The organism is Paractinoplanes globisporus DSM 43857 (assembly GCF_000379645.1).
Classification (GTDB): Bacteria; Actinomycetota; Actinomycetes; order Mycobacteriales; family Micromonosporaceae; genus Actinoplanes; species Actinoplanes globisporus.
The window spans coordinates 1,470,534-1,484,425 of the sequence record NZ_KB903294.1 but is presented as its reverse complement, the minus strand read 5'-3'; the positions used below and the strand labels follow the sequence as shown (position 1 = coordinate 1,484,425).

The 13,892-nt window shown below is 72.9% G+C and carries 16 protein-coding genes; 8 read left to right on the top strand and 8 right to left on the bottom strand.

Features of this window, described 5'->3' with window-relative positions; all coding sequences use genetic code 11:
* The first annotated feature begins 69 nt into the window (after positions 1-69).
* Complete coding sequence (locus A3CQ_RS0106520) at positions 70-468, top strand: NUDIX hydrolase (RefSeq protein ID WP_026205398.1); 399 nt, start codon at positions 70-72, stop codon at positions 466-468.
* 1,081 nt (positions 469-1,549) lie between these two features.
* Here the strand turns inward: A3CQ_RS0106520 and A3CQ_RS0106515 are convergent.
* Together A3CQ_RS0106515 and A3CQ_RS62565 are read right to left on the bottom strand one after the other, a co-directional pair.
* A complete protein-coding gene (locus tag A3CQ_RS0106515) occupies positions 1,550-2,761 on the bottom strand; it encodes an MFS transporter (RefSeq protein WP_020510117.1) in 1,212 nt (403 codons plus the stop codon).
* 28 nt (positions 2,762-2,789) lie between these two features.
* On the bottom strand, positions 2,790-3,518 hold the full coding sequence (locus A3CQ_RS62565) for a helix-turn-helix transcriptional regulator (RefSeq protein WP_245577011.1): 729 nt from the start codon (positions 3,516-3,518) through the stop codon (positions 2,790-2,792).
* Positions 3,519-3,606: 88 nt separating this feature from the next.
* On the opposite strand from A3CQ_RS62565, the gene A3CQ_RS0106500 reads away from it, so the two are divergent.
* Entirely contained in the window at positions 3,607-4,482 is an 876-nt protein-coding gene (locus tag A3CQ_RS0106500; RefSeq protein WP_026205397.1) for a Kelch repeat-containing protein, read from the top strand.
* Between the two features lie 38 nt (positions 4,483-4,520).
* A complete protein-coding gene (locus tag A3CQ_RS0106495; RefSeq protein ID WP_020510114.1) occupies positions 4,521-4,832 on the top strand; it encodes a DUF1905 domain-containing protein in 312 nt (103 codons plus the stop codon).
* Here A3CQ_RS0106495 and A3CQ_RS0106490 read toward each other — a convergent pair.
* Positions 4,823-5,314, bottom strand: coding sequence for an NUDIX domain-containing protein (locus A3CQ_RS0106490; RefSeq protein ID WP_020510113.1), 492 nt, complete (start codon positions 5,312-5,314; stop codon positions 4,823-4,825). The two genes, A3CQ_RS0106495 and A3CQ_RS0106490, sit on opposite strands and share 10 nt — an antisense overlap.
* Complete coding sequence (locus tag A3CQ_RS0106485; RefSeq protein ID WP_020510112.1) at positions 5,307-6,089, bottom strand: Rv1486c family protein; 783 nt, start codon at positions 6,087-6,089, stop codon at positions 5,307-5,309. The genes A3CQ_RS0106490 and A3CQ_RS0106485 overlap by 8 nt, the downstream gene beginning before the upstream one ends.
* An 89-nt stretch (positions 6,090-6,178) precedes the next feature.
* Between A3CQ_RS0106485 and A3CQ_RS0106480 the strand changes: the two genes are divergently transcribed.
* Positions 6,179-6,979 (top strand): DUF3097 domain-containing protein, encoded by an 801-nt coding sequence (locus tag A3CQ_RS0106480; protein WP_040431368.1) that lies wholly within the window; start codon positions 6,179-6,181, stop codon positions 6,977-6,979.
* Here the strand turns inward: A3CQ_RS0106480 and pdxR are convergent.
* Complete coding sequence (gene pdxR, locus A3CQ_RS0106475) at positions 6,966-8,402, bottom strand: MocR-like pyridoxine biosynthesis transcription factor PdxR (RefSeq protein WP_051115144.1); 1,437 nt, start codon at positions 8,400-8,402, stop codon at positions 6,966-6,968. The genes A3CQ_RS0106480 and pdxR overlap by 14 nt on opposite strands.
* A gap of 22 nt (positions 8,403-8,424) precedes the next feature.
* On the opposite strand from pdxR, the gene A3CQ_RS0106470 reads away from it, so the two are divergent.
* Entirely contained in the window at positions 8,425-9,366 is a 942-nt protein-coding gene (locus A3CQ_RS0106470; protein WP_020510109.1) for a DMT family transporter, read from the top strand.
* Here A3CQ_RS0106470 and A3CQ_RS51715 read toward each other — a convergent pair.
* Together A3CQ_RS51715 and A3CQ_RS0106460 are read right to left on the bottom strand one after the other, a co-directional pair.
* Positions 9,282-10,154, bottom strand: a complete 873-nt coding sequence (locus A3CQ_RS51715) for a redoxin domain-containing protein (protein WP_020510108.1) — start codon at positions 10,152-10,154, stop codon at positions 9,282-9,284. The genes A3CQ_RS0106470 and A3CQ_RS51715 overlap by 85 nt on opposite strands.
* The gene (locus A3CQ_RS0106460; RefSeq protein WP_020510107.1) at positions 10,151-11,047 is read right to left on the bottom strand and encodes an EamA family transporter; all 897 of its coding nucleotides are present in this window, start codon (positions 11,045-11,047) and stop codon (positions 10,151-10,153) included. Before A3CQ_RS0106460 ends, A3CQ_RS51715 begins: the two co-directional genes overlap by 4 nt.
* A 79-nt stretch (positions 11,048-11,126) precedes the next feature.
* On the opposite strand from A3CQ_RS0106460, the gene A3CQ_RS0106455 reads away from it, so the two are divergent.
* Positions 11,127-12,017, top strand: coding sequence for a LysR family transcriptional regulator (locus A3CQ_RS0106455; protein ID WP_020510106.1), 891 nt, complete (start codon positions 11,127-11,129; stop codon positions 12,015-12,017).
* On the opposite strand, the gene A3CQ_RS0106450 is transcribed toward A3CQ_RS0106455, so the two are convergent.
* Positions 12,002-12,589 (bottom strand): dihydrofolate reductase family protein, encoded by a 588-nt coding sequence (locus A3CQ_RS0106450; RefSeq protein ID WP_020510105.1) that lies wholly within the window; start codon positions 12,587-12,589, stop codon positions 12,002-12,004. The two genes, A3CQ_RS0106455 and A3CQ_RS0106450, sit on opposite strands and share 16 nt — an antisense overlap.
* 143 nt (positions 12,590-12,732) lie before the next feature.
* Here A3CQ_RS0106450 and A3CQ_RS0106445 point away from each other — a divergent pair, with 143 nt between their 5' ends.
* Positions 12,733-13,059 (top strand): hypothetical protein, encoded by a 327-nt coding sequence (locus A3CQ_RS0106445; RefSeq protein ID WP_020510104.1) that lies wholly within the window; start codon positions 12,733-12,735, stop codon positions 13,057-13,059.
* A gap of 3 nt (positions 13,060-13,062) precedes the next feature.
* Positions 13,063-13,485: a MerR family transcriptional regulator gene (locus tag A3CQ_RS0106440; protein ID WP_020510103.1), complete on the top strand. Its 423-nt coding sequence runs from the start codon at positions 13,063-13,065 to the stop codon at positions 13,483-13,485.
* Positions 13,486-13,892 lie beyond the last annotated feature (407 nt).

The window sequence follows — 13,892 nt, the reverse complement described above, 5'->3', positions numbered from 1 at the left end:
CGGAAAGTCCACATCGTAGCCGCGGCGCGAAGGTTTGCCCGTTTCGCCGCCTCTCGTAGGCTCACCCTCGTGAGCACGATCATCGCGACGGCCTGGGTATGCGTGCGGGACCGCCGCGTCCTCGTCGTGCGCCCCCACTACACCGACGCCTTCTACCTCCCCGGCGGCAAGCCCGAGCCCGGCGAGTCCTACCCCGAGGCGGCCGCCCGCGAGGTGCGCGAGGAGGTCGGCCTAGTCCTGAACCCCGCCGATCTCACCCTCTACACGGAGATTGTGGCCCCCGCCCACAACCGCCCACCCGGCACCGAGGTCCGCCTGATTTGCTTTACTGGCGGCACCCCCGACGGCGACCCCAAGCCGGCCGCCGAGATAGGCGAGCTCGCCTGGTTCACCCCGTCCGACGCCACCCGCTGCGCCCCCGCGATCCAACTGCTGATAGCCAAACTCGCAACCGCCAACCTCATCTGACCGCAACGCCGCAGTCCCGCCCCGCCCGCGCACCCCGCGCCGCCGGGCCCCACGCCGCCCGCGTCGATCGCGCGCCCCGCGCCGCCAAACACCGCGCCGCCCAGGCCCCCGCGCCGCCCGCGCTTCTCGCGCCCGCCGCTGCACGCGCCCGTCCTGCCCGCGCCGATCGCGCCCGTGCTGCCGTACCGCTCCAGGCCGCTTTGCTCTGCGCACCCATACGCGCTGCTCTGCTTACCTCTGCGCACGGGGCGGGGCCGGGTCACGGTTCGGGGGCCGGTCGCGGTTGGGCGGGGCCGGTCGTGGTTGGGGGGCCAGTCATGGTTGGGCGGGGCCGGCGCGCCGCTGCACGCGCCCGCGCCGATCGCGCCCGTGCTGCCGTACCGCTCCAGGCCGCTTTGCTCTGCGCACCCATACGCGCTGCTCTGCTTACCTCGGCGCGCGGGGCGGGGCCGGGTCACGGTTCGGGGGCCGGTCGCGGTCGGACGTGACCGTCGCGGGTCGGGCGGGGCCGGTCGCGGTCGGGCGGGGCCGGTTGCGGTTGGGCGGCGCCGGTCGTGGTTGGGCGGGGCCGGTTGCGGTCGGGCGGGGCCGGTTGCGGTTGGGCGGCGCNTTGGGCGGCGCCGGTCGTGGTTGGGCGGGGCCGGTTGCGGTCGGGCGGGGCCGGTTGCGGTTGGGCGGCGCCGGTCGTGGTTGGGCGGGGCCGGTCGCGGTCGGGCGGGGCCGGTTGCGGTTGGGCGGGGCCGGTCGCGGTCGGGCGGGGCCGGTTGCGGTTGGGCCGGGCCGGTCGCGGTGGGCTGGGCCGGTCGTGGTGGGTCGGGCCGGTCGCGGTGGGCGGGTGACTGGGCCGGGCTTGCCATGGCCCGGGGTGCCTGGTTGCGGCGGCGCGGCCGCTCGCGGTTGGCATTCCTCGAGCTCATCGCGCGACTTTGAAGGCTAAATGCGCCACTCGAATGCTTACTTCTCGACGGATGAAGGGAAGTCTTCACGATCTGGACAGAGGCGATGGGCGAGCCCGGCCATGGCAAGCCAGCCCAGCCACCCGGCCACCGTGACCGATTCACCGCGCGCAACCAGGCGGGCGTTAAGCGGCGGCGGTGCGGGCGCGGAGGGCGGCCGCGACCGCGAGGCCCAGGGCGATCGTGAGCAGGGCCGAGGCCAGCATCGTCGGGCGGGCGCCGATGGCGGTGACCAGCGGGCCGCCCAGGAGGGTGCCGATGGAGGCGGAAGGGATGGTCAGGGCGGCACGGGTGGCCAGGACTCGGCTCAGGGACTCGGGTGGGGCGGTTCGCTGGAAGAGGGCCGTCACGATGGCGTTGAAGGGGCCGTAGATCAGGCCGCCCACGGCCAGCCCGATCAGGCCGGGAAGTATGGCGTCGGTCAGGCCCAGGGGCAACAGGGCGGCGCCCCAGCCGATGATGATGGCGATGACCACGAGCCACGGCGGGCGGGAACGAAGGAGCGCGGCCGAGAGGGCGCCGATCGTCGCGCCCACGCCGAAGACGGTCCAGAAGAGACCCAGCAGGCGCGCCGAGCCGCCCAGGTCGGCGATGTGGACGGGCAGTGCCACTTCGACCGGGCCGTAGAGGAAGAAGAAGAGCGCCGTCACCGCTACCAGGCCGAGCAGCTGGGGGCGGTCGCGGATGGTGCGCCAGCCGCCGGTCTCGGGTGCGGGTGGGGGCGGGCCCGCCGGGACCGTCCGGCTCGAGACGGCCAGGAAAGCCCAGGTCACGGCGTCGACGGCGATCACCCAGCCGGGAGAGGTCAGGGCGGCCAGGATGCCGGCCAGCGCCGGGCCCACCACGATCGCGGCCTGGGTGAAGGTGGACAGCAGCGCATTGCCGGCCAGGCGGTCCTCTTCCGGGAGGAGCTCGGCGATCAGCGTGTACGCGCCGGCGTTCCCCCACGCGTGCAACAGCGATGAGAGTGCGAGTAACCCTGCGTACAGCAATGGGGAAAGCTGATTGCTCACCGCGAGGAAGGCCACCAAACCCAGCGTGACGGCGCGCAGCCAAGCGTCGGCCTCGACCAGTTGGGCGGCGCGCAGCGCGCGCACCGGGCGGGCGAGCAGCGCGGCCCCCAGCGTCGCCGGCAGGGCGTAGGCGGCGACGGCCAGGCCCGTCCAGACGCCGGCCTGGCCGGGTGGGGCGATGCGCACCGCCAGCCACGCCACCGCGACCAGGCTCATGCCGTCGCCCAGCGCCGAGACCAGCATCCCGGGGAGGATCCGGCGCAGCGCTGGGCGCCGGACCACCGCGAGGTAGGTCAGCGAGCCGGCCTTGCCGGACCGGGGCATGAGTCCTCCTCGAGTGAGCCTCGGGTGCTCATGAAACCATGGAGTCGAGCCGGGCGACCGCCGCCGCCCGGCTGTGCACCTGCAGCCGATCGAAGATGTTCTCCAGATGCTTGCGCACCGTGGAGTCGGCGAGGCCGAGCCGCCGGGCGATCTGTCCGTTCGTGTACCCGGCCGCGACCAGCCCGAGCAACTGCCGCTGCCGGTCGGTGAGCTCCTGGTCCGCCGCGGCGCCGGCCCGGTGCAGGCGATGCAGGTGGGGCCGGAGCAGGGTGAGCAGCGCGCGGTCGCGCTCACCGAAATCCGGGCCGGGACCCCGGAACAAGACCAATCTGACCGTACGCCGGGCGGGGCTGGGCAGGCACACCATGATCTCGCGCTCCATCCCGGCGGGGCGCAGGTAATCGGCGTACATGCCGGTGGCGCGCAGTTCCCGGAGCGAGTAGAAGTCGGAGAAAGTGGTGACGCTCGCGAGGTCGCCCGAGTCGTCGGGATAGCTGCACGGGCGGCAGTCGCGATAGTGGACCCAGAAGGCGCTCTCGTCGGCCGGAAGGTCGGCCGGGAGATCCTGGCCCCAGACCAGCCGCTCCCGATCGCTGTCGAGCTGGAAGAACGCGACCGCGTCGCAGCCGACCAGCGCCTGGAGGCCGCTCAGCACCGACCACGGCAGCAGGCTCGGGCCGGGTGCCGCCTCGTCCGGCTCGGCGATCCGCAGCAGGGTCCGTACGTCCCGATCGCGGAGCGTCATCCGCTGTGCCATGCCGCCACCGTACGACGAACGTCGTATGGCCCGGACCGGGCGATCCGGCAGAGGCTGGGCCCGATATCCGACTGAAGGGGGCACGGACATGTGGTTACCGGCATCGCCGCTGAACGTGGGTCGCGGCGGGCTGATCAACGCGACGTTCAAGACGGCGTACGCGATCGGGGGGTTTACGACGGGGTTCGGCGCGGAGCTCGCCTCAGTGGAGCGGCTGGATCGATCCAGCGGCAAATGGGCGAAGGTGGCGCCGATGCCCACGGCGCGGGGGAATTCGGCGGCCGCGGCGGCGTCCGAGCGGATCTACGTGTTCGGTGGGTTCGTCGGCGACAAGACAGTGGACCTCACCGAGGTCTACGACCCGTTCGGGAACGCCTGGCAGACCGGGCGTCCATTGCCCGGCGGGCGCGGGGGAGCGGGCGCGGCCACGATCGACGACCAGATCTACGTGGTCGGTGGCTTCGACGCGGACGACACAGCCACGGACGCGGTCGACGTCTACGACGTCGGCGAGGACAAATGGCGGAGCCGACGGCCCATGAACACGAAGCGCGGACTGCTCAAGCTCGCCGTGGTGGACAAACACATCTACGCGATCGGCGGCCGCGACGACAACGCGGTTTCGCAGACCACAGTCGAGCGGTACGACCCGAACGCCGATACCTGGACGACCGTGGCGCCGCTGAAGACCGGCCGCGGCAACCCGGGCGTCGCCGTCGCCGGAAAGAATGTCTACGCGGTCGGCGGCCAGGGCGACGGCGTGGCGCTGCGCACTACCGAGCGGTACGACGCCAAGGCCGACCGCTGGGAGACGCTGTCGCCGTTGCTCGCGGTCGGCCGCAGCTCGCTCTCGGCCGACCACGTGTTCCTGGGCGACCGGAACGTGCTGATCGCGTTCGGCGGCTTCGAGCTGCTCGGCAGCACACCGGTGGCCAGCACCCGCGTGGAGTCCCTCGTGGTCTGACCGGCCGCGGTCGCCGCGGTCGTGCGATCCTGACTTCCGTGCTTGTTGATTTCGAGGCCGAGCTGTGGGTCTGGGAGGCACGCCGCGACGACAGCTGGACGTTCGTGAGCCTGCCCGTCGACGCCTCCGACGAGATCCGCGACTTGACGGACGGACAGCGCCGCGGGTTCGGCTCGGTGCGGGTCGAGGCCCGCGTCGGCGTCACCACGTGGCGCACGTCGATCTTCCCGGACGCCAAGAGCGGCGCGTACGTGCTCCCCGTCAAGAAGGCGGTCCGCACGGCGCAGTCGCTCGCCCCCGGCGACACCGTGCGGGTGACGGTCGAGGTCCTCGACCTGAGTCAGGACTGAACGAAGAACCGGGCCGCGGCGGCGGTGTGCAGGCTGAAGCCGAGCTCGGTCGGGCCGTAGAGGACCTCCCAGCCGAGGGTCTCCTCGTTCGGCCGGGAGGGCGGAATCGTGGAGCCTTCCTTGATCGTCGGGAGCAGGGCGAAGACCAGCAGGGTGCCGTCCGGGGCGCTCACCGTGTCGAACAGGTGCACCTCGCCGGCGTCCGCGGTCAGCCCGACCTCCTCGAACAGCTCACGGACGGCGGCCGCCTGCCAGGTCTCGCCGACGTCGATGTAGCCGCCGGGCAGGGCGAGCCGGTCACGCGCGGGCGGGATTCCCCGGCGTACGACCAAAAGGCCCGCACCCACCGGTTGCAGAGCCACCGCGACCGGCTTGGGATTTTGGTAGCTGGTCTCGCCGCAGGCCGTGCAGCGGCGCGGCCAGGCCTGGCCGGGCGTGAACCGCGCCCCGCAGAACGTGCAGTGCGCGAATTTGTCAGGCATGAAGCGGCGAGTTGCAGGCCGCCACGAGCGCCTGGCGGCACGCCGACATGAGGGGCCGCAGCGCCGCGTCGCGCTGTTGTGCTTCGTACCCGTTGATGGCGCCGCCCGGCGCGCTGGTCTCGGCCAGCGCCAGCACCTGGTCGAGCACGCTCGCGCGGGCGAACAACCGGCGGGAGCGAGGGTCGAAACCGGGCGGCAGGGTGGCGGTGCTCTCCGGCCGGCGAAGCGCCTGCAGGGCGCCGGCCAGCTCGGGTTTCCACTGCGCCACGTCGAGCTTGGTGAGCCGGGTGGTGGCCTCGCCGAGCGCGGTGGCCAACTCGGCCTCGGCCTCGGCCGCGCCCATCTGGAACACGGGTTTGTACTCCGCGACGGGGAAGACCCGCCACAGCACGGTCTCGAACTCGACGCCCGAGCCGGACGTGTGCCGGCGCACCTCGGGCACCACCCCGAAGTGCGGCGTCATCACCGCCTCGCCGGCCACCATGGCGGCGCCGGTCAGCTCGCCGGGACCGGGCAGGCCGCGCGGATCGCCCGGCGCCGGCAGCACCAGGCGGATCTCGTCGGGGTGAACCTTGGCGAAGACGGGCAGCCCGTGGGGAAGGGGCACGTCGGTCCAGGTGCCGGGCGCGTCGGCGACAAGGTGCTCCTCGTCGGCGGCGATCTCACCGGCCAGCTCGTCGAACGGCACCAAGCCCGCGCGCCAGGCGCGCACCCAGGCCACGAACCGGGTCGAGCGCCGCGCGGTGCGAGTGGCCGCATCAGCAGCGGGGGACATGCGAGCAAGGGTACGTGCCCATCGGGAAGGTTGTCTCGGCCGGAGCGTCAGAAAGGGCGTGTCCCAACGCACGGGTTACCGTGCCTTGCATGTATGGGGAGGACGTGCTCAAGGGGCAGTGGCGTCGCAAGAAAGTCATTCCGGAGGTGGATGCCGAGCCCGATCTGGTGGTCGAGGACGCCGACTCCGGCTTCTGCGGCGCGGTGGTCGGCTTCGAGCTGGGCGCGGTGGTGCTGGAGGACCGCTTCGGCAAGCGGCGCAACTTCCCGCTGGCGCCGGCCGGGTTTCTCCTCGACGGCCGGCCGGTCACGCTCCGGCGGCCTGTTGCTGCGACAACCCCGGCCCAGCGGCGGGTCACCGCTTCCGGCTCGATCGCCGTCGACGGGGTCAAGGCGCAGGTCGCCAAGGCCAGCCGCATCTGGGTGGAGGGCATCCACGACGCCGCGCTGGTCGAGCGCATCTGGGGTGACGACCTGCGGATCGAGGGCGTGGTCGTGGAGCCGCTGGACGGCATCGACGATCTTGCTTCCAAGGTCGCGGAATTCCAGCCGTCGAAGGACCGCCGCCTCGGCGTGCTCGTCGATCACCTGGTGGCCGGCTCCAAGGAGAGCCGCATCGTCGCCGCGGTCAAGGACCCCAACGTGCTGATCACCGGCCACCCCTATGTCGACATCTGGCAGGCCGTGAGGCCCGACCGGGTCGGCATCAAGAAGTGGCCGGTCATCCCGCCCGGGCGCAACTGGAAGGAGGGCGTCTGCGAGGCGTTCGGCGTCCGCGAGCCCGCCGACATGTGGCGGCGCATCCTGCGCGAGGTGAGCAGCTACAAGGACGTGGAGACCCCGCTGATCAACTCGATGGAGCGGCTCATCGATTTCGTCACGGTGGGGTGAGGGCTCGCCCCAGCCGCTGCGCGGCCTCGGCGAGACGATCGGGCGGCTGCGCCGCATAACCGAGGACCAGGCCGGGTGCGCCGGGTTCCAGGCGGTGCCACGACAGAGGATGCACCAGTACGCCGCTCGCGGCCGCCTGTTCGGCCAGGCGCGTGTCAGGGATGGGCCCGGGCAGCAGGATGAGCAGGTGCAGGCCCGCGGCCACGCCGGTGACGGTGGCGTGCGGCAGATGCTGGCGCAGGCCGGCGAGCAGGGCGTCCCGCCGCCGGCGCTGCCGGGAGCGGACGAGTCGCAGGTGTCGCTCGTAGTCGCCGGACGCGAGCAGCCGGGCCAGCACGAGTTGGGGGATGGCCGGGTTGCCCAGGTCGGAGTCGTGCTTGGCCTCGAGCAGCGCGGCCTGGAGACGGCGCGGGGCGATCAGCCAGCCGAGCCGCATCCCGGGGGCGAGCGATTTCGAGACACTTCCCGCGTACGCGACCCGCTCCGGCGCCGACCCCTGGAGCGCGGCGACCGGCGCCCGGTCGTAGCGGTGCTCGGCGTCGTAGTCGTCCTCCACGACCAGCCCGCCCCAGTCGAGCAGCGCGCGGCGGCGGGCCGGGCTGAGCACCACCCCGGTCGGGAACTGGTGGGCCGGGGTGAGCACGGCCGCCTCCTGCGTGATGCGGTCGACCCGGATGCCCTCGTCGTCGACCGGGACGGCCTCGGGTCGTACGCCCCAATGGGCCATCTGGTCCCGCGCCCCGCGCGACCCGGGGTCCTCGACGGCGGCGGCGGTCACGCCGGCCCGCCGGAGCGTCTGGGCCAGCAGCGCGAGGGCCTGGGCGACGCCGCCGACCACGATGACGTCGTCGGGCTCGGCCCGGATGCCCCGGGTGCGCCGCAGCCAGCCGATCAGCTCGGCGCGCAGCCTCGGAGTGCCGCCCGGGTCGCCGTACCCGAGATCCTGGCTGGTGATCTCGTCGAGGACGGCCTTCTCGGCTCGGAGCCACTGCGCCCGGGGGAACGCCGACAAGTCGGGCACGCCGGGGGAGAGGTCGATGTCGATCTCGTCGCTGGGCGGCAGCGGCAGGCGGATGCCGTCGAGCGCCTTGCGGCGATCGCTCGACCTATCCGATTTATGCGTATTTCCTATGACGGTCGTGCCGGCGCCGGTGCGGCCCGTCGCCAGGCCCTCGTCGATCAGCCGCTGGTACGCCTCGACCACCACGCCCCGGGAGATCTTGAGGTCGGCGGCGAGCATCCGGGTGGCGGGCAGGCGGGCGCCGGAGGCGAGCCGGTTGCCGGCGATCGCGTCCCGCAGGCCGGCGGTCAGCCACGCGGTCAGGCCCTTGACCGGGGCGTCCTCCGCGCGTAGCTGCAGAAAGTCCGAACCAGAAATTGGTCCTCCTTTTACGGCCCCGGATTGGTCCTTCAATCGGACCATACCCGGCGGAAGCATTCCTGGCGTGACACCCTTTCCGCTCCTGGCCGGCGCCGCCGGCATGGTCTTCGTCGGCGGCAGCGTGGCCGTCTCCGGCGTTCTCGCCGACACCCCGCTGCTGACCGTGCAGTGCCTGCGCTACGCGGTCGCCTGTCTGCTGCTGGCCCTGTTCGCCCGGGTCACCGGCCGCCGACTGATCCGACCCCGCGGCGCCGAGTGGCTCTGGCTGGGCGGCGTCGTGGTGACCGGCATGTTCGTCTTCAACCTCGCCCTGGTCCTCGGCGCCCGGCACGCCGAACCGGCCGTGCTCGGCGTCGCGGTCGCCTGTGTGCCGGTGCTGCTCGCGGTCGTCGGGCCGCTGCTGGAGGGGCACACGCCCGCGCCCCGGCTGGTCGCCGCCGCGCTGGTGGTGACCGCGGGCGCCGCGCTCGTGCAGGGCTTCGGCCGTGCCGACGGCGTGGGGCTGCTGTGGGCGCTGGTCACCTTCGCCTGCGAGGCCGGCTTCACGCTGCTGGCCGTTCCCGTGCTCGGCCGGCACGGCCCGATCGGCGTCTCGGTCCACTCGACCTGGATGGCGGCCGCGCTGTTCGCGGTGACCGGCGTGGCGTGGGAGGGCCCGGGCGCCGTGCTCCGGCTGAACAGCGCCGACCTGCTGGCCGGGGCGTATCTGGCGGTCGGGGTGACGGCGATGGCGTTCGTCCTCTGGTACACGTGCGTGGAACGCGTCGGCGCGGCCAGGGCGGGCCTGCTCACCGGCATCGCCCCGATCTCGGCCGCCGCGACCGGGGTCGCCCTCGGCGGAGCGATGCCCGGGCTGCTGGTCTGGTTCGGCGTCGCCGTCGTCGCGCTCGGCCTCGGTCTCGGTCTCGGCCTGTCTTCGACTCAGCCGAAACTGAAGGCGTACGCCTCGGCGCCCGCGTCCAGGAACGCGATCTCGACGGTCACCTCGCGTACGCCGTCCGCCTGACGGATCAGGTGGTAGAGCCGCCCCTCGCGCAGCACGCCGCGGCCGTCCTCGTCGACATCGGTCCCGTGGTGCGCGCCGGGCGGCTCGCCGTCGAGGAAGACCTGGAACGGGATCTCCGCGCGGTCGCCCGGCGAGAGCACGAGGTGCGCGTCGCGGGCCCGGAAATGACAGGCGAGACTGCCGCCCGGCTCGTCCACCACGGACTTCTCGCGGCCGATCGACCACTCCCCGGCCGTACCCCATCGATTGAAGGGCAGATAGGTTCCGGCGGCCCTGGTGCCGTCCACAAGGTATGTCTCGGGCGTACGCAGATGGTCCCAGTCGGCCGGCGCCTCGATGCCGCTCGCCGCGACGGTCACCGGCTCGCGGTCGACGCCGAGCAGCCGCTGCAGCGTGCGCTCCGGCTCCGCGTACGGGCCCTCGCCGATGTGGAAATCGCGGATCACACCGTCCCGGTCGGCGAAGTACAGCGCCGGCCAGTAGTTGTTGTCGAAAGCCGTCCAGATCGCACTGTCGTTGTCGATGACGATCGGGTGCTTGAGCCCGCGATCCCGCACCGCCCGCCGCACGAGCGCCGGGTCGTGCTCGAACGAGAACTCCGGCGTGTGCACCCCGACCACCACGAGCCCGTCGTCGCGGTAGGCCCGCGCCCAGGCCCGGATCCAGGGCGCCTGCCGGATCCAGTTGATGCAGGTCAGCGTCCAGAAGTTGACGACGACGACCCGGCCGTGAAGGTCGGGCCGGGTGTCGAGCCACTCGGTGGCGCCATCGAGGGGCAGCGCGGTCATGACACCAACTCTGCTGCCTTCGGCCGGGGGTGCGACACCGGCCACGCGGACGGGGTCAGCTGACCGGCGACGAGGGCGGCGAGGGCGAGGGCGAAGCCGGCCAGCTGCGGAAGGCTCAGGCTCTGGCCGAGGAAGACGGCGCCGGCCGTCGCCGCCACCAGGGGCGAGAGCAGGCCGAGCAGGGCGGTCGCGGTCACCGGCAGCTTGCGCAGGCCGGCAAACCAGATGGTGTACGCGAGGAGTCCGCCCACCAACCCCAGCCACAGGTAACCGCCGATCGCGGGCGCGTCGACGTGCGCGGGGACGCCCTCGGTCAGCGCCACGGGGATCACCAGGACCAGGCCGCCCGCGGTCAGCTGCCAGCCGGCGAACGCCATCGGCCGCACGCCCTCGGGACGGCCCCAGCGCTTGGTCAGCGTCACGCCGAGACCCATCGCGGCCGCGCCGGCCAGCCCGGCCGCGATGCCGGTCGCGTCGAGAGCCGCGCCCGGGCCCAGCACGACGAGACCGACGCCGGCCACCCCGACCAGCCCCCAGGCCAGCCGCCAGGTCGACAGGCGCTCGCCGAGGACCGCCACGGCCAGGAACGCCACGATGATCGGCTGGGTCGCGCCGAGCGTCGCGGCCACGCCGCCGGGCAGGCGCTCGGCCGCCAGGAACAGCAGCGGGAAGAACATGCCGATGTTGAGGGCGCCCAGGACCAGCGACCGCCACCACCAGACGCCCTTCGGGAGGGTACGGGTGATGGCCAGCGCGATCAGGCCGGCGGGCAGGGCGCGCATCAGGGCCGCGAACATCGGGTGCGCGGGTGGCAGCAGCTCGGTGGTGACGATGTACGTGGTGCCCCAGACGGCCGGGGCCAGAGCGGTGAGGGCGGTGGTCTTCGTTGTCATGAGCTCAGCGTCGGCCCGGACCTATCGATGAGTCCAACACATACTTTTCAACGCAGCGATCTCGTATCACGATAGATCGGTGGAGCTGCAGCAGATGCGTTACGTGCTGGCCGTCGCGAGCACCGGGAACTTCACCCGGGCCGCCAAGCAGTGCCTGGTCGTGCAGTCGGCGCTGAGTCATCAGATCGCCGCGCTGGAACGGGAGCTGGGCACGAGACTCTTCGCCCGCACCAGCCGCCGGGTGGCGCTGACCGCGGCCGGGGAGGCCTTCCTGCCCGCGGCCCGCGCCTGCCTGGAGGCCGCCGACCGGGCTGTTGCCGACGCGGCGGCCGCCACCGGGGAGATCCGCGGCCGCCTGTCGGTCGGCATGATCCCGACCGTGACCGGCATCGACCTGCCGCTGGCCCTGCGCGACTTCCACCGCCGGCACCCGCAGGTACGGATCGTCCTGCGCTCGGCCGGCAGCGACGACCTGGCCGCCGCCATCCGCGCGGGCGAGGTCGACGTGGCCGTGCTGGGCCTGCCCGAGTCGGTGAAGCCGCGCGGCGTGCGATTCCGCGCCCTCAACCACGACCGGCACGTCGCCGTGGTGGCCCGAGACCATCCCCTGGCCGGTTCGTCGCGGGTCGACCTGCCGACGCTCGCGCGCGAGCCGTTCGCCGACTTCCCCGCGGCCACAGCCGGTCGAGCGCAGAGCGATCTCGCCTTCGCGGCGGCCGGGCTGGAGCGCGAGGTCGCCTTCGAGGCGATGGCCACCGACCTGCTCATCGGCCTGATCCGCCAGGGCCTGGCCGTGGCGCTGCTGCCCTCCCGTTTCGTGCGCGGCATCCCGGACGTGGTGACGATCCCGGTCGAGGACGGGCCGGCCCGGGTCGAATACCTGGCCTGGAGCGACTTCAACCCCACGCCGGCGGCGGTCGCCTTCCTGCGAACCTCCTCGGTGGCGGCCGCCGATCAGTCCACGCGGTAGGTCAGATGGGTCGCGTGCCCCGAGACGCGCACGTGGATCTGGCGCAGGGCCCGCGGCGCGGCGCCGTCGAAGAGCGGGGTGCCGCCGCCCAGCAGCACCGGGGAGAGATGCAGGCGCAGCTCGTCGACCAGCCCGGCCTCGAACGCCCGGCGAATCGTCTCGCCGCCGCCCATGATGACGACGTCGCGATCCTCCGCCATGGCGACGCCCTTGGACACGGCGCTGGCGATGCCGTCGACCACGAACGTCATGCGGTCGGCCAGACGCACCTTCTCCGGCGGGTTGCGGGTCACCACCAGCACCGGGGGCTCGGCGGCCAGGTCGGCGCCGTAGCCCATCTCGTCGTTCCACCCGCCGGGCGCGTCGATGATGTCGAACAGCCGCCGCCCCATGATGACGACCCCGGTCGCGGCGACCGACTCCTCGAGCACGGCACGGTCGATCGCGTCGGGCTGCAGCGCCCACGTGTGCAGGCCCTCACCGCCGCGGCCGAGACCCAGCTCGAGGCCGGCATCCGGCCCGGTGACAAAACCGTCCAGCGACACCGAGATGTCGGCGACCACCTTGGTCATGACCCCGCTCCTCCCGCGGCCCGATGTTGCCGCTTCCCGGAGCATGCCACCCGGGTCCGGCGGTCGCGCCTTCCCGGGCGCGCCAAACTTTCCCGGGTACGCGGCTTGCATCCGGTACCCAGGTACAGGCTTACCGTCGACCCATGACCTTCTCCGTGCCCGACGCGTGCACCCTGCCCACGGCCGAGCGGCCGCTGCGGCTGGCCGAGTTCGACGCCCTGTTCGCCACCGCGGTCCGCCGGGTCGACACGCTCAGTCCGACCCACGCCCGCCTGCACCTGACCGGCCCGGCCGGCCTGGCCGACACCGTGCGCGACCTGACCGCCCGCGAGACCGAGTGCTGCTCGTTCTTCACGTTCACGCTCTCCGAGGCATTGACTCTCGATATCCAGGTCCCCGCCGCCTACGCGGAGGTGCTCGCCACGCTGACCGAGCGCGCGGCGGCCGCGTCGTCGAGCCGAGAGGGCTGACCCGTGCGGGCCGCGCTGCGCACCGGCGAGGTCGCCGCCCTGGCCGGCGTCAACATCCAGACCCTCCGCTACTACGAGCGCCGCGGCCTGCTCACCGAGCCGATCCGCTCGACCGGCGGTCACCGCCTCTACCCACCCGACACCGTCGCCCTGCTCACCGTCATCAAGGCCGCCCAGCGCCTGGGCTTCACCCTCGACGAGGTAGCCGACCTCCTCGACACCGGCCGCCGCCACCCCACCCCCGACCTGCGCCGCCGAGCCATCGACAAAATCGCCGAGATCGACGCCCGCATAGCCGACCTCACCGCAATCCGCCACACGCTGACCGAGGTCGTCGAAGCCCACTGCGACAGCCTCACCAACTGCACCTGCCCCGACTGTCCCCTCCCGTTCGCCACCCTCGCCGTCCCGGCAGATCCCGCCTGACCGCACCCAAGCTCACCGGCGGTGTGGCCGCGCCGGCCTGCGCCCGATTGGTCGGCATCAGTCGACCGATGCCGCGGTCTCCCGCTCCCGGTAGTGGCCGCCGGCCTCATCCTCCCGCCCGAACGTGAAGGTCTCCTTGAGATCGGCCTTCTCGACGTCGGCGACCTCCCCGTAGAACGCGTTCGCCTCGCTGCCTGGTCGAAACGCGAACTGCAGGATCGGGCGTTCGACGCCTCGACGGTGTGAGGGTTCGGCGTCAATCTCCAGCCTCGGTCGGGGGCGGCCCGAGCGCGCCTGGCACGCTCCCGCCGCGATCGGCGGAGCCGGGCGGCGCGCGAGCTGGTATGCCCGGTGGCCGGCAGCCGGTCAGCTTCTCCTTCGGGTTCAGCCGGTGGAGCCGGCAGATC